The sequence below is a fragment of the Microbacterium sp. AC215 genome (assembly GCF_979258645.1).
This window is the reverse complement of record NZ_OZ409869.1, coordinates 1,391,356-1,411,202: the sequence shown is the minus strand read 5'-3', so window position 1 is coordinate 1,411,202 and position 19,847 is coordinate 1,391,356. Positions and strand designations below refer to the sequence as shown.

At 68.4% G+C, this 19,847-nt stretch carries 19 protein-coding genes; 10 read left to right on the top strand and 9 right to left on the bottom strand.

Translation table 11 applies throughout. The features are described 5' to 3' along the window. Positions 1 to 36 precede the first annotated feature (36 nt). From ACZZZF_RS07025 to ACZZZF_RS06995, 7 genes are all read right to left on the bottom strand, one after another. Positions 37 to 699 (bottom strand): TetR/AcrR family transcriptional regulator, encoded by a 663-nt coding sequence (locus tag ACZZZF_RS07025; protein WP_053098999.1) that lies wholly within the window; start codon positions 697 to 699, stop codon positions 37 to 39. A gap of 91 nt (positions 700 to 790) precedes the next feature. After that, positions 791 to 1,051, bottom strand: a complete 261-nt coding sequence (locus tag ACZZZF_RS07020) for a hypothetical protein (protein WP_053099000.1) — start codon at positions 1,049 to 1,051, stop codon at positions 791 to 793. Further along, positions 1,048 to 1,491, bottom strand: coding sequence for a glycohydrolase toxin TNT-related protein (locus ACZZZF_RS07015; protein ID WP_072590867.1), 444 nt, complete (start codon positions 1,489 to 1,491; stop codon positions 1,048 to 1,050). The genes ACZZZF_RS07020 and ACZZZF_RS07015 overlap by 4 nt, the downstream gene beginning before the upstream one ends. Further along, positions 1,488 to 1,772, bottom strand: coding sequence for a hypothetical protein (locus ACZZZF_RS07010; protein ID WP_056277343.1), 285 nt, complete (start codon positions 1,770 to 1,772; stop codon positions 1,488 to 1,490). The genes ACZZZF_RS07015 and ACZZZF_RS07010 overlap by 4 nt, the downstream gene beginning before the upstream one ends. Further along, positions 1,769 to 3,229: a glycohydrolase toxin TNT-related protein gene (locus ACZZZF_RS07005; RefSeq protein WP_463497735.1), complete on the bottom strand. Its 1,461-nt coding sequence runs from the start codon at positions 3,227 to 3,229 to the stop codon at positions 1,769 to 1,771. Before ACZZZF_RS07005 ends, ACZZZF_RS07010 begins: the two co-directional genes overlap by 4 nt. Next, positions 3,226 to 3,555, bottom strand: coding sequence for a type VII secretion target (locus ACZZZF_RS07000; RefSeq protein ID WP_053099004.1), 330 nt, complete (start codon positions 3,553 to 3,555; stop codon positions 3,226 to 3,228). The genes ACZZZF_RS07005 and ACZZZF_RS07000 overlap by 4 nt, the downstream gene beginning before the upstream one ends. After that, complete coding sequence (locus ACZZZF_RS06995; RefSeq protein WP_056277348.1) at positions 3,555 to 3,968, bottom strand: YbaB/EbfC family nucleoid-associated protein; 414 nt, start codon at positions 3,966 to 3,968, stop codon at positions 3,555 to 3,557. The genes ACZZZF_RS07000 and ACZZZF_RS06995 overlap by 1 nt, the downstream gene beginning before the upstream one ends. 164 nt (positions 3,969 to 4,132) lie before the next feature. On the opposite strand from ACZZZF_RS06995, the gene sucC reads away from it, so the two are divergent. Beyond that, the gene (gene sucC / locus ACZZZF_RS06990) at positions 4,133 to 5,299 is read left to right on the top strand and encodes an ADP-forming succinate--CoA ligase subunit beta (RefSeq protein WP_053099006.1); all 1,167 of its coding nucleotides are present in this window, start codon (positions 4,133 to 4,135) and stop codon (positions 5,297 to 5,299) included. Positions 5,300 to 5,326: 27 nt separating this feature from the next. Continuing rightward, on the top strand, positions 5,327 to 6,229 hold the full coding sequence (gene sucD / locus ACZZZF_RS06985; protein WP_056277351.1) for a succinate--CoA ligase subunit alpha: 903 nt from the start codon (positions 5,327 to 5,329) through the stop codon (positions 6,227 to 6,229). A 138-nt stretch (positions 6,230 to 6,367) separates the two neighbouring features. On the opposite strand, the gene ACZZZF_RS06980 is transcribed toward sucD, so the two are convergent. Next, a complete protein-coding gene (locus tag ACZZZF_RS06980; RefSeq protein ID WP_053099008.1) occupies positions 6,368 to 7,825 on the bottom strand; it encodes an NCS2 family permease in 1,458 nt (485 codons plus the stop codon). Between the two features lie 91 nt (positions 7,826 to 7,916). Between ACZZZF_RS06980 and ACZZZF_RS06975 the strand changes: the two genes are divergently transcribed. The 7 genes from ACZZZF_RS06975 to ACZZZF_RS06945 all read left to right on the top strand — a co-directional run bounded on the left by ACZZZF_RS06975 (position 7,917) and on the right by ACZZZF_RS06945 (position 17,752). Then, positions 7,917 to 9,311: a cell division protein PerM gene (locus ACZZZF_RS06975; protein ID WP_400340474.1), complete on the top strand. Its 1,395-nt coding sequence runs from the start codon at positions 7,917 to 7,919 to the stop codon at positions 9,309 to 9,311. 43 nt (positions 9,312 to 9,354) lie between these two features. Next, the gene (purN, locus tag ACZZZF_RS06970) at positions 9,355 to 9,942 is read left to right on the top strand and encodes a phosphoribosylglycinamide formyltransferase (RefSeq protein ID WP_056277354.1); all 588 of its coding nucleotides are present in this window, start codon (positions 9,355 to 9,357) and stop codon (positions 9,940 to 9,942) included. A gap of 40 nt (positions 9,943 to 9,982) precedes the next feature. Then, the gene (purH, locus tag ACZZZF_RS06965; RefSeq protein WP_053099011.1) at positions 9,983 to 11,590 is read left to right on the top strand and encodes a bifunctional phosphoribosylaminoimidazolecarboxamide formyltransferase/IMP cyclohydrolase; all 1,608 of its coding nucleotides are present in this window, start codon (positions 9,983 to 9,985) and stop codon (positions 11,588 to 11,590) included. A 154-nt stretch (positions 11,591 to 11,744) separates the two neighbouring features. Beyond that, a complete protein-coding gene (locus tag ACZZZF_RS06960; protein ID WP_463497732.1) occupies positions 11,745 to 13,244 on the top strand; it encodes a DNA-3-methyladenine glycosylase 2 family protein in 1,500 nt (499 codons plus the stop codon). Beyond that, the gene (locus ACZZZF_RS06955; RefSeq protein WP_463497729.1) at positions 13,241 to 13,738 is read left to right on the top strand and encodes a methylated-DNA--[protein]-cysteine S-methyltransferase; all 498 of its coding nucleotides are present in this window, start codon (positions 13,241 to 13,243) and stop codon (positions 13,736 to 13,738) included. Before ACZZZF_RS06960 ends, ACZZZF_RS06955 begins: the two co-directional genes overlap by 4 nt. Positions 13,739 to 14,009: 271 nt before the next feature. Next, the gene (locus ACZZZF_RS06950) at positions 14,010 to 15,941 is read left to right on the top strand and encodes an ABC transporter ATP-binding protein (protein WP_463497726.1); all 1,932 of its coding nucleotides are present in this window, start codon (positions 14,010 to 14,012) and stop codon (positions 15,939 to 15,941) included. Next, on the top strand, positions 15,938 to 17,752 hold the full coding sequence (locus tag ACZZZF_RS06945) for an ABC transporter ATP-binding protein (RefSeq protein WP_053099015.1): 1,815 nt from the start codon (positions 15,938 to 15,940) through the stop codon (positions 17,750 to 17,752). Before ACZZZF_RS06950 ends, ACZZZF_RS06945 begins: the two co-directional genes overlap by 4 nt. A 125-nt stretch (positions 17,753 to 17,877) precedes the next feature. On the opposite strand, the gene ACZZZF_RS06940 is transcribed toward ACZZZF_RS06945, so the two are convergent. Next, entirely contained in the window at positions 17,878 to 18,726 is an 849-nt protein-coding gene (locus ACZZZF_RS06940; protein WP_463497723.1) for an endonuclease domain-containing protein, read from the bottom strand. Between the two features lie 300 nt (positions 18,727 to 19,026). On the opposite strand from ACZZZF_RS06940, the gene ACZZZF_RS06935 reads away from it, so the two are divergent. Continuing rightward, the gene (locus ACZZZF_RS06935; protein WP_056277366.1) at positions 19,027 to 19,830 is read left to right on the top strand and encodes a hypothetical protein; all 804 of its coding nucleotides are present in this window, start codon (positions 19,027 to 19,029) and stop codon (positions 19,828 to 19,830) included. Positions 19,831 to 19,847 lie beyond the last annotated feature (17 nt).

Sequence of the window (19,847 nt, the reverse complement as noted above, 5' to 3'; positions counted from 1 at the left end):
ACTCGGTTTCACGACTCCGGTGGAGAGAGTCCTGGTTCAGTCGAGTTGAGAGCGCAGGCGCCGGGTGACCTCGGCGATCGGCATCGAGCGAGGGAACACGGCGACGACCACGTCATCCGGAGCCTCGGAGACCGCGTCGGAAGGCACCCCGTAGCGGCGGCGGACGTCGGCGAGCGCCGTCTGCAGCGTCGAGAGCGGCACCTTCTTCTTGCCGCGCAGCAGCTGCCGCAGCACATGGTTGTGCACGGCGGTGACGAGGGCGGAGAACCCGACGGCATCGAGAGGATCGATCCCGGGGAGCGAGCTGCGCAGATAGTCGTCGAACAGCCGCTCGTAGCGGAACACCGTGATGATCTCGCGCTCACGGAGCACCGGCACCTGGCGGACGATCTGATAGCGGCGACGCGCGAGTTCGGGATCGTGCGCGAAGTGGGCGAAGACCGACTCGGATGCCGCGCAGACCGCACGCCAGGGATCGTCATGCCCTTCCGCGAGGAAGGTCCGCAACTGGTCGAGCAGCACCTCATGGTCCGCGAAGACCACATCCTCTTTGCCGCCGAACTGGCGGAAGAAGGTCGAGCGTGAGACGCCTGCGGCCTTCGCGATCTGCTCGACGGAGGTCTGGTCGAAGCCCTGTGACGCGAAGAGCTCGAGTGCAGCGGCCACGACGCCGGTGCGCAGTTCTGCGGATTCGTGCATGGAATGAGCCTAGACCTGTCGATGTCGTCGACGATCATGGGCGGTCGCCGTAGGGCGTGAGGCCGTTGCGACCGGACGGAGGCGTGGCCGTCTATGCCGTCGGACGGACGCCGCTGACGCGGTTCCAGATCTCCACCCGGTGGGTGAAGTCGGCGAGGGCCTCGGATTCCGCGTCGAAGGCGCGGAGCGAACCGGCGATGGGTTGTGCGCGTTCGTCTTGGATCCAGGTCTGGAAACCGTTCCTGCCGAAGGTCAGGACGATGACGTTCGGCTTGCCGCGCGGGTCCTCGAAGAGCGAGTACCCGGCATGGCCGCGTGCGCGGAGGTCGGCGAGCACGGTGTCACGGTTCATGCCAGTCCTCCAGGGACGCTCAGTTCGCGCACGAGTCCGAGTCGCAGATAGAACGAGAGCGGCAGGGGCAGCACGAGCTGGGTGGCGCCGCCGGGTTCGCCGAATGCGGGAGCCACCCTGCCGCTGTAGATGGGCTCGTCCCAGCGGTAGTAGCCGATGTCCACGAGATCATCCAGGTCGCGGCGAAGCGCGGCATCGCCGGATCGCTCGTATGCGGCACGGACGTGTACGCAATCGCCGATGACGATGAACTGGTGGTACGCCGACGGATTCTCGACCCAGGGGAGCGAGCGCTCAGGATACGCAGCGGGCTGCCCGTTCTCGACGAGGTAGACGTAGCGGGTGTTCACGGGGCCGTACATGTCCCAGACCTCCGCGCCGGCCGGCACGGGCTCGCGAGTGAGGGCGCGGCCGTCGGGGCCGATCCAGACCTCGGTCATGCGGAGTCCCCGATCCGTCGCACAGCGGTGGAATCCGCTGCCTTGTGCGACCGTGCCATCCGCAGGAACTGGTCGAGAGCCTCGGCTTCGGAGGAGAAGCGCGACGGGCCGAAGAACCGGTCGCCGCGCTCGTCGGTGTCCCACACGATCCACTCATCGCCGTCGCGATCGATCCATGCCGACCGTTCGCGACGGCCGGTGCGCCCGAACCAGTTCGCGGTGGCGGTGAGCTGTTCGTCCTGGATGATGCGCTGTGCGTCGGCGGCGGTGAGGTTCGTCATGGGATCTCCTTAAGCAGGCCTAGCGCGATGAGCTGCTCCGCGGTGAGCGGAAGCTGCACCTGGGAGCCGCCGCCCGGCGAGCCGAATCCGGGCGCGATGTCTCCCTGGTACCCCTGTGAACCGAGGTATTCGGGCTTGAGACCGCCCGCCAGGAGTTCGTCCTTGACGTGCTGAGGGGCGCTGTCGAACGCACCACGCAGATCGGACAGATCGCCGATGACCTCGTAGCGGTGGTAATGCGCGGGATTCTCGACGTAGGGCAGGGAACGCTGGTCGTACGTGTACGGCCCGTCATCCGGCACCGGTGAGGTGTATCGACCGTCGGGGGGACCGTAGCGGTCGAGCACGTCACCGGGCTGCGGCGTGTGCGGCTGTCGGATCGGATTGTCGTTGGCATCCAGCACGTACCCGCCGCCGGGCACCTGGCTCCAGTCGATGCTGCCATCCGGCTGAAGGACCTCAGGCCCCTTGGGGATCTGCACGTCGGGTGGGAGCGTGCCGGTGTCGGCGAAGTCGTCGGCGTACTGCGGGTAGTTGCGCTCGAGATATGTCTGGAGCTGCTCGTCGGTGAGCATGCTCTGGTCGCGCACGCTGGGACCGGGCGAGGCGGGCCCGTCCGGCGTCGTGCCGTCGGGCGGGGTGTGGGGAGGTGTGCCGTTCGGGCTGTGCGGTGCTCCGGGACCGGAGGGAGCGTTTCCGCCGCCCGGACCGCGCGAGAAGAGGTCTCCGAGGCGCTGGAAGAGCGCCTTGAGTTCGTCCAGGTGCTTGGCGAGAGCCGTGACGGCGTCGACGAGCTTGAGCACCGTGCCGGAGATCCGGGCGGTCATCGCCGAGACGCGGCTCGTCGCCTGCGCGATGACATATGGGGTGGCGGTGCCGAGTGAGATGACCAGCGTGCTCGCGTAGGAGATCAGCGAGCCCACGAGCTGCGAGAGCGTGTCGCGCACGAGCTCATGAACGACCTGGACGAGCATGGATGCCGCTTCCATGCCGGTCTTCATGCCGCCCGCCCACGCGCCCGCGGCGGAGATATGAGCGGCGACGTCCGCCTGGAGTCGGAGGTACGCGGCGATCGCCTCGCCCGACATCGAGCTCACGTCGGCGAGTCGGGAATCGAGGGTCTCGCCCGCCTGCTGCAGATGCTGGGCGATGTTGCCCCACGTCGCGGCGAATCCGGCGACTTCACCGGCGTCGCCGGTCAGGTCGTTGAGCCAGCCTTTGAGCGGCTCGAGATGGTCCATGAGCCAGCCCAGACCCGCCGCGATCAGCGATCCGAGCGGATCCATCGCCGTCGCGACGGTGTTCGCCAGGGCGGAGAACGATGCGAGGCCTCCGGCCACCCAGTCTCCGCTCTCGATGGCGTTGACGAGCTCATAGCCGTCCTCGAGCAGCCCTGCGCCGCTGAACGGCGTCGTCGGATCGATCGGTCCGGCCACCAGCGGGTTCGGCGGCGTCATCGGACGCCGCCCTCGACCGATGCCATCAGACCGCTGATCGTGTCGAGCTGTCGCTGCTCGCCCTCATCGAAGTCATCGGCGAGACCTTTGAGCTGTTCCTCGGACTGCTCGAGCATGGTCGCCGCGGCGGAGATCGCGCCGATGGCGATCGACGAGACGAGTTGCGCAGGCGGAACCAGGAATGCGCACATCACCCCGAACGCCCCGCCGCCGACGTTCATCGACCCGGCGGCGTTCTCGGCGAGCCTCACATCCGACGCGATCTGGCCGACGCGCTGCGCGTGCCTGCGCACCGTCTCGGTGTCTACCGCGATCAGCTCCGCCATCAGCGGTACTCGATCCGTGGCTGGCCGTCCTGACTCGGGTCGGGGAGCTGAGCGATCTCTTCACGCAGGTGCTCGACGGCTGCGTCGTCCGCGCCGAACGCCTCGGCGGCGATCTCGACGGCCTTCGCGCCGGCCGCGCGCTGCGCATCTCCGGCGAGGGAGACGATCAGAGCGCCCAGCGCTGCGGGGGATCGGTCGTATGCGGCATCCGTGAGCGTGACCTCGGCGAGCCGACCGGAGGAGTCCACCGTGACCGCGACATCACGGCCAGGCGACGTCGCCCGCTCACGCACGGCAGCGATGTCGTCGCGCACCTGCTCGGCCTGTGCCGCGCGGCGCTCTGCGTCTCTGACCTGCTGCTCGATGCGGGCCCGTGTGGCGATCGGATCCGACCAGTCGAACGTGTCCGTCATTGTCTCCCCCTGATTCAACGCACAAGAATGCTACCGGACGACATCGGCTCGTCGCCCGCGCTCTGCGGACGTAGGGGCGCTCAGGCGGCGGTAGTAGGCTGGGGGATTGATCGATGTCTCGACATCGAGAGAATTCCAGGCCGCAGCCCAGTGAAGGAAGCACAGTGGATCTGTACGAGTACCAGGCACGAGACGTTTTCGAGAAGTACGGAGTGCCGGTCCTCGCCGGCATCGTCGCCGACACCCCTGAGGAGGTGAAGGCAGCCGCTGAGAAGATCGGCGGCGTCGTCGTCGTCAAGGCCCAGGTCAAGACCGGTGGTCGTGGCAAGGCCGGCGGCGTCAAGGTCGCCAAGACCCCCGACGAGGCGTACGAGGCGGCCAAGGCCATCCTCGGTCTCGACATCAAGGGCCACATCGTCAAGCGCGTCATGGTCGCGCAGGGTGCCCGCATCGCTGAGGAGTTCTACTTCTCCGTGCTGCTCGACCGTGCCAACCGCTCGTACCTGAGCCTCTGCTCGGTCGAGGGCGGCATGGAGATCGAGGAGCTCGCGGTCGAGCGTCCCGAGGCGCTCGCGCGCGTCGAGGTCAACCCGCTGACCGGCATCGACAAGGAGAAGGCCGTCGAGATCGCTCGCGCCGCCAACTTCCCGGAGGACCTCATCGAGAAGGTCTCCGACGTGTTCGTCAAGCTCTTCGACGTCTACAAGGGCGAGGACGCGACTCTCGTCGAGGTCAACCCGCTGGTCCGCACCGAAGAGGGCGACATCATCGCCCTCGACGGCAAGGTCACGCTCGACGACAACGCCTCCGAGATCCGCCACCCCGAGCACGAGGCGCTCGAGGACAAGGACGCAGCGGACCCGCTCGAGGCGAAGGCCAAGAAGAGCGGTCTGAACTACGTCAAGCTCGACGGCGAGGTCGGCATCATCGGCAACGGCGCAGGTCTCGTCATGTCGACGCTCGACGTGGTCGCCTACGCCGGCGAGAACCACAACGGCGTCAAGCCCGCGAACTTCCTCGACATCGGCGGCGGCGCCTCGGCAGAGGTCATGGCCGCAGGCCTCGACGTCATCCTGGGCGACCCGCAGGTCAAGAGCGTGTTCGTCAATGTCTTCGGCGGCATCACGGCGTGCGACGCCGTCGCCAACGGCATCAAGGGCGCACTCGAGACGCTCGGCTCCACGGCGTCCAAGCCGCTGGTCGTGCGCCTCGACGGCAACCGCGTCGACGAGGGTCGTGCGATCCTCGCCGAGTACGCGCACCCGCTCGTCACGCTCGCCAGCACCATGGACGAAGGCGCCGACAAGGCCGCCGAACTCGCCAACGCCTGATCGCAGAGAGACACAAGGACTAGAGAAATGTCGATCTACCTCAACAAGGATTCCAAGGTCATCGTCCAGGGCATCACCGGCGGCGAGGGCACCAAGCACACGGCGCTCATGCTGAAGGCCGGCACCCAGGTCGTCGGCGGCGTGAACGCACGCAAGGCCGGCACCACGGTCGCGCACACCGACAAGGACGGCAACGCCGTCGAGCTCCCCGTCTTCGGCTCGGTCGCCGAGGCCATGAAGGAGACCGGCGCCGATGTGTCGATCGCCTTCGTGCCCGGCGCCTTCACCAAGGACGCGATGATCGAGGCCATCGATGCCGAGATCCCGCTGCTCGTCGTGATCACCGAGGGTGTCCCCGTCGGCGACTCGGCAGAGGCCTGGGCTTACGCCCAGAGCAAGGGCAACACGACTCGCATCATCGGACCGAACTGCCCCGGGATCATCACCCCCGGTGAGGCGCTCGTCGGCATCACGCCGGCGAACATCACCGGAAAGGGACCGATCGGGCTCGTGTCGAAGTCGGGCACACTGACGTACCAGATGATGTTCGAGCTGCGCGACCTGGGCTTCTCGACGGCCATCGGCATCGGCGGCGACCCCGTCATCGGCACGACGCACATCGACGCGCTCGCCGCGTTCGAGGCCGACCCCGAGACCAAGGCGATCGTGATGATCGGTGAGATCGGCGGCGACGCCGAAGAGCGCGCGGCCGACTACATCAAGGCGCACGTCACCAAGCCGGTCGTCGGCTACGTCGCGGGCTTCACGGCTCCCGAGGGCAAGACCATGGGCCACGCCGGCGCGATCGTGTCGGGCTCCGCGGGCACCGCCCAGGCGAAGAAGGAGGCCCTCGAGGCCGCCGGGGTCAAGGTCGGCAAGACGCCGTCCGAGACGGCCGCACTCATGCGTGAGATCGTCGAGTCGCTGTAAGCGCTAGACTGTAGGAGAAGGCCCTGGACTCCACTCCGGGGCCTTCTTCTATGCCCGGACGCTTTCGACACGCCATGTGCGTAGGGACGACGAAGGGCGGATGCCGCAGCATCCGCCCTTCGTGTTGTTCGTCGTCGCTCAGGCGACGCCGAAGAGCGCCTCGATGGGACCTCGGGCGAAGAAGATCACGAAGCCGACGGCGACGATCCACAGCAGCGGGCTGATCTTGCGGGCCTTACCGGAGAACGCCTGGATGAGCACCCAACTGACGAAGCCGGCGCCGATTCCGTTGGCGATCGAGTAGGTCAGCGGCATCACGGTCACGGTCAGGAACACGGGCAGCAGCACGTCGAACTCCGTGAGGTCGATGTACTTGATCTGCGCCATCATCATCGCGCCGACGATCACGAGCGCGGCGGCCGCGATCTCGGTCGGGACGATCGAGGTGAGCGGCGTGAGGAACATCGCGAGCAGGAACATGCCACCCGTGATCAGGTTGGCGAATCCGGTGCGCGCACCCTCGCCGATACCCGCTCCGGACTCGATGAAAACGGTGCTCGACGACGAGGACGTACCACCACCGACGATCGCGCCGACACCTTCGACGACCAGCGCCGACTTGATGCGCGGGAAGTCGCCGTTCTCGTTCGCGAGGTCGGCCTCCTTGGCGAGACCGGTCATGGTGCCCATGGCGTCGAAGAAGTTCGAGAAGACGAGGGTGAAGACGATCATCACGATCGCGACCAGGCTCACCTTGCTGAAGTCAAAGCTGAAGTCGACCGCGCCGACCAGGCTCAGGTCGGGCAGACCGAACGGCGATCCCGTGAGAGTCGGAACCGTGAGCCCCCAGCCGCCCGCGTTGTCGTCGGATGCGGCTCCGAGATGCCAGATCGCCTCGACGATCACCGCGAGGACGGTGCCGGTGACGAGGCCGATGAGCAGCCCGCCCTTGACCTTGCGCGCGACCAGGATGCCGGTGACGATGAGCGTGACGATGAACAGCACGGTGGGCACGGTCGCGACCGATCCGCCGACGCCGAGACCGACCGGCGGAGATGCGCTGCCGGTCGCGGTGACGAAGCCGGAGTTCACGAACCCGATGAAGGCGATGAACAGGCCGATTCCGACCGTGATCGCGATCTTCAGCTGGAACGGAACCGCGTCGAAGATCATCTTGCGCAGGCCGGTCGCCGCGAGAAGCACGATGACGAGACCGTTGATCATCACGAGAGCCATCGCCTCGGGCCAGGTGACCTGACCGACGACCGAGAAGGCCACGAAGGCGTTGATGCCGAGGCCGGCGGCGAAGCCGAACGGCAGGCGGGTGATGAGACCGAACAGGATCGTCATGATGCCGGCGGTCAACGCGGTGGCGGCGCCGACGGCGCTGAAATCGAGCGTGTCGCCGGCGACGTCGGCCGAGCCGGACAGGATGATCGGGTTGAGGATCACGATGTAGGCCATCGTGACGAAGGTCACCAGGCCCCCTCGGATCTCGGTGCCGATCGTGGATCCGCGCTTGCTGATCTCGAAGAAGCGGTCGAGGGCGTTCTTGGGTTGGGCCTCTGAGCGGGTGGGGGACGGGGCAGTTGTCATCGGGAAACCTCCGCTGGAGACGATATCGTGTCGCCCGAGTCGCGCGCGCCCACAGGCGACGACAGGGTTCTCGTCGTAGTCTCGATTCGATATGCAACGCCTCCTCGTCGCGCTCCTCGCCGCCTTCGATGCCGCAATCGCTGCGGCGGTCGGTCTCGTGGTCCTGCTGGCGCCGCTCACCCTGCTCTGGACGCTCTCGTTCGGCGTCACGGCCGACTGGGGAGCGCTCTGGCCGCTCACCGGCACCCTGTGGCAGTTCGGCCACGGCGTGCCGCTGAGCATCGACGTATCGACCGAGGTGCTCCGCACGACGGGCATCGCACCGGCGGCCGCCGCCTTCACGCTCTCGGTGACACCGCTCGCGTTCCTGATCTTCACGCTGCTCTTCGCAGCCCGCTCCGGCACCCGCGCCGCGCGCGCGGGGGCCTGGCTCCTCGGCTCGCTCTCCGGCTCCCTCACGTTCGCGGCGATCGCGACCGGAGTCGCACTGACCGCCCATCTCGGAGCCGTCGAGACGCCCGTCGTCGAGGCGATCCTGCTTCCGACAGCCGTCTATCTCGTGGGCGCCGTGTGCGGTGCCGTCCGCATCGCCTGGGAGGACGGTGACGGCGGCTTCCTCGACCGGATCCACGACGTCGTCGACTCGTGGGGCGATTGGGGGCCGGTTCCGAGTGCGGCCGTGCGCGGAGCGGCCTTCGCCGTCGTGGGGACCACCGCGGTCTCCGCAGTTGCTGTCGCCGTGCTCACGGCGGCACGAGGCGGCGAGATGGTGGCCCTCTTCCAGGCGGCGCGGGTCGATGCGCTCGGCGCCGGAGTCATCACTCTCGGGCATCTCGCCTATCTGCCCACCATCATCGTCTGGGCGGCCTCCTGGCTCGCCGGACCCGGATTCGCCGTGGGGGTCGGCACAGCGGTGTCCCCGGCGGGCACCCAGCTCGGCGTGGTCCCCGGAATCCCCGTGCTCGGGCTGCTTCCCGAGAGCACGTCGATCTGGATGCTCATCGTCATCATCCTCCCGATCGGCGCCGGTGCCTTCGCCGGATGGGCGGTCCGGTCCCGCCTCGTCTGGGAGGGCACGCCGCTCGGCCTCGCCCCCCGTGCGACGATCGCCATCGGGATCGGCGTGCTGACCGCCGCTGTCGCCGCGATCGCCGCCCTGTTCGCCGGAGGGTCGATGGGGCCGGGGCGGCTCTCCGAAGCCGGGCCTGCCCCGCTGCCGTTCGCTCTCGCGCTGGGGGGAGAGGTCCTGCTCGGCGCAGCGATCCTGCTCCTGTCGCCCCGCAATCGCGATGAGCTCGCGGAAGAGCGCACCGACCGCTGGGTCGCCGAGATGACGGCATCCGATGCGGTGTCGAACGCACGCACGGATCCCAGCGACGGAACGGTCGGCTGGCCGGACGGACCGTCGACCTATGACACGGCGCCGCTGGATGACGCGGGCGGATTCCGGCTCCCGCGGCGCGATCCGCGCGATCCCGTCGGCTGACATGCGGCTCGGGGCCTCCCATCGGCCCCGGTAGACTGGGCGCGTGCTCACGGTCGCCGTTCTCATCTCGGGCACCGGCTCGAACCTTCGCGCCCTCCTCGAGGCTGCTCGCCACCCCGATTTCCCTGCGCGGGTGGTGGTCGTCGGCGCCGACCGCGAAGCCGACGGCCTGGCTCACGCCGAGGAGTTCGGCATCCCGAGCTTCACGGTTCCGTGGCACGAGCACGAATCGCGCGAAGCCTGGGGCGAAGAGCTCGGCCGCCAGCTCGCCGTCTGGAACGCAGACCTCGTCGTGCTCAGCGGCCTGATGCGTCTGCTTCCTGCCGCCCTCGTCGCCGACCTCTCGCCACGACTGATCAACACGCATCCCGCATACCTGCCCGAGTTCCCCGGCGCACACGGAGTGCGCGACGCGCTCGCCGCGGGCGTCTCGGAGACCGGCGCGAGCGTGATCGTCGTCGACGACGGCGTCGACACCGGCCCGATCCTCGCGCAGGAGCGCGTGCCGGTCGTCGCCGGTGACACCGAGCACAGCCTCCACGAGCGCATCAAGCCCGTCGAGCGCCGACTTCTCATCGACGTGGTGCGCCGCATCGCGACCGGTGAGCTCTCGCTGACCTCAGCATCCTGAACCGATCCACGCACGCCCCCCTCGCACGAAGGAGCCCATCATGGCCGGCCCCCGCCACGACCACTCGCTGTACCGCGATCGCGACACCGTCCCGGTTCGCCGCGCACTCGTCTCGGTGAGCGACAAGTCCGGTCTGCTCGATCTCGCCGCCGCTCTCGCCGGCGCGGGCGTGCAGATCGTCTCGACCGGCTCGACGGCCTCCACGATCCGCGAGGCGGGCTTCGAGGTCACCGACGTCGCCGCCGTCACGGGAGTCGCCGAGATGCTCGACGGTCGTGTGAAGACGCTGCACCCGAAGATCCACGGCGGTCTGCTCGCGGACCTGCGCCTCGAGGATCACGAACGTCAGCTCGCGGATCTCGACATCGCGCCGTTCGAGCTCGTCGTCGTGAACCTGTATCCCTTCGTCGAGACGGTCGCCTCCGGTGCTGAGGGCGACGACGTGGTCGAGCAGATCGACATCGGCGGCCCCGCCATGGTGCGCGCCGCGGCCAAGAACCACGCGAACGTCGCGATCGTCGTCTCGCCGCAGTCGTACCCGGGCATCATCAGCGCCATCGAGAACGGCGGCACCACGCTGACCCAGCGCCGCGAGCTTGCGGCCCGCGCCTTCGCCCACACCGCCGCCTACGACACCGCGGTGGCCTCATGGTTCGCGGAGGGCACGCTCGGCGAGGGCGAGGACCTGCCGACGCACCTGACGATCCAGGCCGAGCTGCTGGCGACGCTGCGCTACGGCGAGAACTCGCACCAGCGCGGCGCGATCTACACCCGTGTCGGCGGCCACGGCATCGCCCAGGCGACGCAGCTGCAGGGCAAGGAGATGTCGTACAACAACTACGTCGACGCGGATGCCGCGCTGCGCGCCGCCTACGACATGGTGAAGCCGGCCGTCGCGATCATCAAGCACGCGAACCCGTGCGGCATCGCCACGACCGCACCGAACGCCCTCGACCCGATCGCGAGCGCGCACATCCGCGCCCACGAGTGCGATCCGGTGTCGGCCTACGGGGGAGTGATCGCCGCGAACGGCACCGTCACCCTCAAGATGGCCGAGAATCTGAAGGACATCTTCACCGAGGTCATCGTCGCGCCGTCGTTCGAACCCGCAGCCCTCGAGGTGTTCAAGGCGAAGAAGAACCTGCGTCTGCTGCAGCTGCCGGAGGACTGGCAGCAGGAGCGCATGGATGTGCGCCTCGTCTCGGGAGGACTTCTGCTGCAGGATGCCGATCGCTTCCCCGACGACATCGTCTCGGTCGCCAAGAACTGGGAGCTCGTCTCGGGCGAGCGCCCCAGCGACGAGGAGATGGAGAACCTCATCTTCGCGTGGAAGGCGTGCCGCGCCGTCAAGTCGAACGCGATCGTGCTCGCGAAGGACAACGCCACGGTCGGTGTCGGCATGGGTCAGGTCAACCGTGTCGACTCGTGCCGCCTCGCGGTCGAGCGAGCCGGTGATCGTGCAGCCGGTTCTGTCGCTGCCTCCGATGCCTTCTTCCCGTTCGCCGACGGTGCGCAGGTGCTCATCGACGCGGGCGTCACCGCGATCGTGCAGCCCGGTGGCTCGGTGCGCGATGAAGAGGTCGTCGACGCCGCACGCAAGGCCGGCGTCACGATGTTCTTCACCGGGGAGCGTCACTTCTTCCACTGAGTGCGGCGGCCCTGAGGCCCAGGCACATCCGAGACCCCTCGCGCCGATGCAGGTGCGAGGGGTCTCGTCGTCGGATGATGCGGCCGATCCCGATGTCCACCGTGATGTCCGATTTCCGCCAGTCGATGTCGGAGGGCGGTGGCAGAGTGGAGGCATGAGCTTCCCCGTGACCGACTTCGATGAGCGATACCGTGCGATCAGCGCGCGTGACACCCGCTTCGACGGGCAGTTCGTGACCGCCGTGCGCTCTACCGGGATCTACTGCCGTCCGAGCTGCCCCGCGCGCACGCCCAAGCCGCAGAACGTCACCTTCTATCCCACCAGCGCAGCGGCGCACGAGGCGGGCTTCCGGGCGTGCAAGCGCTGTCTGCCCGAAGCTGCCCCGGGCTCGCCTGCGTGGGACCTGCGCAGTGACGTCGCGGCGCGGGCGATGCGTCTCATCGCCTCGGGCGTCGTCGAGCGCGAGGGAGTGTCGGGTCTCGCCGTGCGTCTCGGCTATTCGACACGGCACCTGACCCGACTGCTCTCGACCGAGCTGGGGGCAGGTCCGCTCGCCCTCGCGCGGGCGCATCGCGCGCACACGGCGCGCATGCTGCTGGTGGGCACGGACATGCAGATCTCGGATGTCGCTTTCTCGGCCGGTTTCGCGAGCATTCGGCAGTGCAACGACACGATCCGCGAGGTGTTCACTCTGACTCCGGGCGAGCTCAGGGCTCGACGGAAGACCCCGGCGTCCGCTGCTCCCGGTGCGATCGACCTCGTCCTCCCGTACCGCGGGCCGCTCGATGCGTCCGGAATCTTCCAGTGGATGGCTGCGCGTGCGGTATCGGGGGTCGAAGAGGCCGCGACCACATCTTTCTCTCGGCACCTGCGTATGGCGGGCGGGCCCGCGTGGTTCGAAGTGCATCAGGACTCGACGCAGCGACTGCACCTTCGGGCGCGCGTCGCTCAGCTCGGCGACCTCGCTCCGCTGGTGTCGACCGTGCGACGGATCTTCGACCTCGACGCCGACCCTCTCGCGGTCGACGAGGCGCTGAGCGCCCACCCCGAGATCGCTCCGCTGGTCGCGCGCACTCCGGGCATCCGCGTGCCGGGCTCGGCGGATCCGCACGAGATGCTGATCCGTGCCATGGTCGGTCAGCAGATCACCGTCGTCGCCGCGCGCACTGCCCTCACCGCGCTCGCCGACGCGCTGGGGGAGCGCACGGAGCAGGGGCTGCTCTTCCCGACGATGGCGGCGATCGCCGAGCACGGGGCCTCGGTGCTGCGCGGACCGGCCGCCCGCATCAGGGCGATCGTCGGCGCAGCCACGGCCCTCGCCGACGGCAGCCTCGCTCTCACGGTCGGCGACGACGGAGTCGAGCAGCGCTCTGCCCTGCTCGCGATGCCCGGCATCGGCCCCTGGACGGCCGACTACGTGCGGATGCGGGTGCTGGGCGACCCCGACGTGCTGCTCCCCGGCGACGTCGCACTTCGTGCGGGGGCCGCCGCGTCCGGACTGCCGGCGGATCCGCTGCCGCTGGTCGCGTGGGCCGAGCGGGCTGCCCCGTGGCGCAGTTATCTCAGTGCTCACCTCTGGCGCGCAGCGCCCGCACGTCCGGTTCGACGGCCGAGCGCGAGACAGACCACCGCCCTTGTGAAGGAGACCTCATGAACGCCATCATCCAGACCGTCGAGACGCTTGACGGACCGTTCACCATCCTCGCCGACGATCGTCAGCGGGTGCTCGCCTCTGGATGGACGGCCGACCAGGCGACGGTCCTCGCACGGCTCGCTGTCCCGGTGCGGCCGACGGAGGTGCGCGAGGGCGAGACGGACGCGGCTGCCGCTGCGCTCTCGTTCTATGCCGGGGACCTCTCGGCGATCGACGCGGTCGCCGTGAAGCAGACGGGCACGGCGCTCCAGCTCACAGGATGGTCGGCGCTGAGGTCGATCGAGCCGGGGGAGCCGCTGACCTACACCTCGTTCGCAGCGCGGCTCGGCAACCCCCGTGCGGTGCGCGCCGCGGCATCGATCTGCGCCCGCAACGCCCCCGCGCTGTTCGTGCCGTGCCACCGTGTGCTGCGATCGGATGGCACCCTCGGCGGGTTCGCCTGGGGCCTCGACGTCAAGGCGAGCCTGCTGGAGCGAGAAGCCGCGCGGGCATGAATCGGGAATCTCTCTTGTGCTCAGCTTGTTCACAGGAATAGGCTGGTGGGCTGTCGCACCGACCGGGACGACATAGCCGAGCCCCTGAGGAGGACACCATGACATCGATCGCCGCTGTGCAGATCGCCGCTCTCGGCTCGACCCCGGTGCGCCCGCTCCGCTAGAGCCACTTTCCGACACGCACGACCACCGGATGCCGGACTCCGAGAGTCCTTCGCTGCGTCTGCCGCCTTCAGCAACCGCTTCCCCATACGAAACTCGTCTGAGAGACATGTCTTCCTCGCCTTCATCGCAGAACGCCTCCCCTTCCTCCTCCCTTTCCACACCGGCCGCACTGTGGCGCCTGAAGCCTTTCGTCGAGCCCGTCATCTGGCGGCTCGCGGGAGGCGCTGCGAGCGCGCTCGTCGCCGCGATCATCGCACTGATGATTCCCATCGTCCTCGAGCAGATCATCCGCGGTCCTGTGCGGACGGGCGCGATCGATGCGATCGCCTGGGGTGCGCTCGCGGTCTTCGGCCTCGCGCTGGGTGAGGCGCTCATGGTCTGGCTGCGCCGCCAGTTCGTGCTCAACCCCGCAACACAGGTCGAGTACAAGATGCGCACCGAGCTCTACTCGCGCCTGCAGACGCTGCCGGTCTCCTTCCATGACCGCTGGCAGTCGGGGCAGCTGCTGAGCCGGATGATGCAGGACATCGGCCTGATCCGCCGGTGGCTGGCCTTCGGCCTCGTCCTGCTGGTGGTCAACGTCCTGACCATCATCATCGGATCCGTGCTCCTGTTCCGCTGGCACTGGCTGCTGGGAGTGATCTTCATCGTCACCGCCATTCCGCTCTGGATCCGCGGCTACCTCTTCGAGAAGCGTTACGGCGCGCTCACTCGCCGCAGCCAGGACCAGGCCGGCGACCTCGCCACCAGCGTCGAGGAGAGCGTGCACGGCATCCGCGTGCTCAAGGCGTTCGGTCGGGGCAAGCACGCTCTGAGCCGCTTCAGCCGCCAGGCCGAGACGCTGCGTGAGACCGAGATGAGCAAGGCCGGCGCGATCGCGTCGATCTGGTTCTGGCTCGATCTCATGCCGCAGATCGCGTTCGGGCTGAGCTTGATGTCCGGCATCTGGCTGATCTCGCAGGGACAGATCGACGAGGCTCAGCTGTTCGCGTTCTTCGCCATGGCCGTCGTGCTCCGCTGGCCGATCGAATCGATCGGGTTCCTGTTCTCGTTCATGCTCGACGCCCGCACGGCGACCGATCGCGTGTTCGACATCTACTCCGAGACGAACAGCATCACCGACCCCGAGAACCCCGTGCACATCGCGGAACCCCGTGGCGAGCTCGCATTCGACAAGGCGCACTTCCGGTACCAGGACGCGGGCGCGAACGAGCGCGATCTGCTCGACGGCATCGATCTCGTGCTGCGCCCGGGCGAGACCATGGCGCTCGTGGGGCTGACCGGCAGCGGCAAGACCACCCTGACCACCCTGCCCACGCGCCTCTACGACGTCACCGGCGGGCGCGTGACGCTCGACGGCGTCGACGTGCGCGACCTGCCGCTCGCCGAGCTGCGTCAGCACATCGCGATGGCGTTCGAGGACGCCACGCTGTTCTCGGCCACCGTGCGCGAGAACGTCCTGCTCGGACGGGCCGATCTCGACGTGCACAGCGACGAAGCCGAACGAGTGCTGCGCGAAGCGCTCGACGTGGCACAGGCCTCTTTCGTGGACTCGCTCCCCGAGGGGGTCGAGACCGTCATCGGCGAGGAAGGGTTGAGCCTGTCCGGCGGACAGCGTCAGCGTCTCGCACTGGCCAGGGCGGTCGCCGCCAAGCCGAAGGTGCTCGTGCTCGATGACCCGTTGTCGGCGCTCGACGTCGACACCGAGGCTCTCGTCGAAGAGGCGCTGCGGCACGTGCTGGCCGATACAACCGCCATGATCGTGGCGCACAGGCCCTCGACCGTGGCTCTGGCCGACCGGGTCGCGCTGCTCGAATCGGGCCGAGTCACCGCCGTCGGGACGCACAGCGAGCTGCTGAAGACGAGTCGTCACTACCGTCACGTCATCTCCAGCCTCGAGGCTGAGGAGGCGGCGCGCACCGGCGCGATCCCGATCATCCGCGATGAGGAAGACGAGATCGACGCCGTCGTGCAGGACGGGATCCGCCAGGACGCCGCCGACGAAGACATCATCACCGAGAAGGAGGTGCAGCGATGAGCTCCGCGATCACCGGAACCCAGGACGAAGACCGCTCCAGCTACACCAAGGAGGAGAGCCGGGCCATCCGTCGCCGGTCGCTCCGACTGCTGGGATCGCTCGTGCGTCCGCTGAAGCCGCAGATCACTCTGGCGGCCATCGTTCTCGTCATCTCGACGGCGCTCCAGGTCGCGGGACCGATCCTCATCAGCATCGGTCTCGACCGTGCCCTGCCCGCCGTGCTCGAGCGCGCCGATTGGATGCCGACCTTCATGATCGGCGGGATCTACCTCCTCGCCGGCGCCGTCGCGGCGGCGATGATCGCCTGGTACGTGATCATCGCGGCCAAGCTCACGCAGGCGGTGCTGCTCGACCTCCGCAAGCGGATCTTCCTGCACACCCAGCGCCTCAGCCTGGAGTTCCACGAGTCCTACACCTCCGGTCGCATCATCTCGCGTCAGACGAGCGACCTCGACTCGATCAAGGAGCTGCTCGACGGCGGGCTGAACGAGCTCGTCTCCGGCGTGCTGTTCGGCCTGTTCACCTTCATCGCGCTGTGCGTGTGGGACTGGCAGTCCGGGCTCATCCTCGCGATCGGCGGCGTACCCCTGTTCTTCCTGATGCGCTGGTTCTACTCGCGCTCGCAGCTCGTCTACCGTGAGTCGCGCGTCATCAGCGCGAAGGTCATCGTGCAGTTCGTCGAGACCATGACCGGCATCCGTGCCGTCAAGGCCTTCCGCAAGGAGCCTCGCAACGACGTGACCTTCCAGAAGATCGCCGGCGACTACCGGGACGTCAACCGACGCTCGATGCTGCTGTTCGGCACGTTCGAGCCCGGCCTGATGGGCGTCGCGGCGCTCGTGCTCGGAATCGTCGTGCTGTGGGGCGGCATCAGGGTCTCGAACGAGACCCTCACCGTCGGCGTGCTGCTGTCGGCCGTGCTGTACGTGCGCAACTTCTTCGCGCCGATGCAGGAGATCGCGATGTTCCTGAACTCCTACCAGTCCGCCACCGCGGCCCTGGAGAAGGTGTCTGGAGTGCTCGAAGAGGTGCCGACGGTTCCGGATCCCGAGAAGCCGGTCGACCTGTGGGAGTCGCGCGGACACGTGCGGTTCGACGAGGTCACGTTCGGATACAACGGCGAGAAGACCATCCTGCCGAACTTCTCGCTCGACATCCCTGCCGGGCAGACGATCGCGCTGGTGGGTACCACGGGCGCGGGGAAGTCCACTCTGGCGAAGCTGATCTCCCGGTTCTACGACCCGTCGATCGGCACGGTCACGCTCGATGGAGTCGACCTGCGCAGCCTGCATCCGAAGGACCTGCGTCGCGCCATCGTGATGGTCACGCAGGAGGCCTACCTGTTCAGCGGCACGGTCGCCGACAACATCGCTCTCGGAAAGCCCGATGCCTCGCTGGATGAGATCCGTGCGGCTGCCCGCGCGGTCGGGGCAGACGAGTTCATCTCGTCGCTGCCCGACGGATACGGCACCGACGTCAACAAGCGGGGTGGCCGGGTGTCGGCGGGGCAGCGTCAGCTGATCTCGTTCGCGCGGGCATTCCTCGCGGACCCTGCGGTGCTGATCCTCGACGAGGCGACCGCGTCGCTCGACATCCCCTCGGAACGTCTGATCCAGGATGCGCTGCAGACGCTCCTCAAGGACCGCACGGCGATCATCATCGCGCACCGGCTGTCGACGGTCGCGATCGCCGACCGGGTGCTCGTGATGGAGCACGGCAAGATCATCGAGGACGACACCCCGGAGACCCTCATCAGCGGCACGGGCAAGTTCGCTCAGTTGCACGCCGCCTGGCAGCAGACGCTGGTGTGACCGTCGCCTGAGCGAGCGCGACTGCTGTCGCCCTCCGCGTCTTCTGCGGCCAGGGCGCACTTCTGCGGCCACGACGAGAAGTCGTGGCCGCAGAAGGTCACTGTGGCCGCACGAACCGTTGGCCATCATCGGCGCTGACGGGGTGGAAGATGCAACCCCCGCGCGATCGCGGCCTGCAGAGTGCGCTCGACGTCTTCCCACCCGTGCACGATCTGCGCATAGGACAGGCGCAACACGGTGTACCCGCGCAGGCGCAGCTCGGCATCATGGGCGACATCGGATCCCCGCTGCGCCGACGAGGAGTGATGTGCGTATCCGTCGATCTGCACGACCAGGTGCGAGCCGATCACGATGTCGACCCGGCGACCCGCGAGCCGGACCTGCTGGCGCAGGGGCACACCCCAACCACTGAGCCGTACGACCACCATCGTCTCCAGGCCGGAGTCCGACAGTCCGATGACCTCCGCGGCCAGTGCGCGCGACCGCGGCTCACGCCATTCCACCAGTCGAAGAGCTTCGACGTCGAGCCGCTCGATGCGGACGGCCGACTCCCAGATCACCCGTGCGTCCTCGTGGAGGCAGCAGCCGGCGATGTGCGCCAAAGCGTCTTCGACGGACGCCGTGAGTCGCCGCGGGCCGCAGTCGACGAGCGGCGCGCCCCAATGCAGGGTCGCGTCATCTCGGTGGCGGTGCGCATTGGGCCCGACCTGCAGGTGCAGACCGCCCGGCGCTCGATCCGGCACCCACCACCCGCGACGACGTGCGAGCGACACGCAGGTCAGCCGCGCGGATGCCGCGGCAGCCGCCACCAGGTCGTCGGGCGCCGATGCCAGGGCCACCCACTGAGCGCGCAGGCGGCGCACTGCTCCGGAGCGGATCGCCCCACGAACCTGTCTCGGGGCGAAACCGTGTTCGGCAGCGTCCGATCGGTGGGCGATGCCGCCTCGCGCAGTGAGCCATTCCCTCAGGTCCATCGCCTCAGGATGCCGCCCCGCCCACCTCCTCGAAAGCCGGCTACCCGCATCCTGAGGAGAACCGACTGCCGAAGCGGGATGTGGAGGGGCAGTCACGCCCTCCACTTCGGCGGCTCGGGTGAGCTTCTGCGGCCGTGAGCTTCGGCCCTGGCCGCAGAAGATGACCAAAGCCGCAGATGTGGGGAGGGAGACACGAGGGAGGAGGGGAGGGGGGAGAGGGACAGGAGGAGGGGGACAGGAGGAGGGGAAAGGGGGAGAGGGGGAAGGGACACGAGCCTTGGCTCTGGGTACCATCGAGGTATGGATCCGCTGCTGCTCGCCGTCGAGTTGTGGTGGATCGCGCCCGCCGCAGCCGGGGGTGTCGCAGCCGGCGCGGTCGGGCTGCGTCGCCGCAGCATCAAGAGCGGACGCCGACTCGAGTACGACGCGGCTCGGCATGATCTCAAAGCCGCCAGGCAGACGGCGGTCGAGAGGCGGATGGCCGTCAAGCTGGCGCGCGCCGACGTCGCACGCATCTCGGCCGAACGCAGCGCGCGGCGTGCGACCCCGGAGCAGGTCGCGGGTGCCAAACGGATGCTGCGGGCGAAGGAGAACGACGCCAAAGCCGCGTCCGCCGACGTCCGCGCCAAGCAGGTGCGCCTGAACGCCGCCCGTGCGGCGATTCCGCCGGCATCCGCACCACGCCCCCTGGAGAGGCTTCAGGCGCAGCACGAGGCGATCGTCGCGCGCTGGATGAGCTACGAGACCGATCCGGGGCTGCAGATCGCCTACCCGGAGATGACCGACGTCCGACAGCCGGCGACCGCGGCGTATCTGCGCGCGGCAGCGCACGCGGTCGAGATGCGCCGCGCCGCCACCGGAAGGGTCAGCGCGGCGGACTTCGCCGCGTACCGCGACGCCGTCGCCGATCTCGAGCGGGCCTTCGAAGCGGCCGAGCACGCCGCTCGGGTGCACGCGGGAGAGGCGTCCTCGGCATCGTCCACCTGGCAGGATGCCGCGCAGGATGTGATCAGTCGGTCGGCCGAGGCGATCGACCGTGCCGCCGGTGCCGCCGCATCGGCGTTCGCCGCGTGGAACGAACGCAAACGCCCGGACAAGCGCTGAGCGCCGCCTCCGCAGGG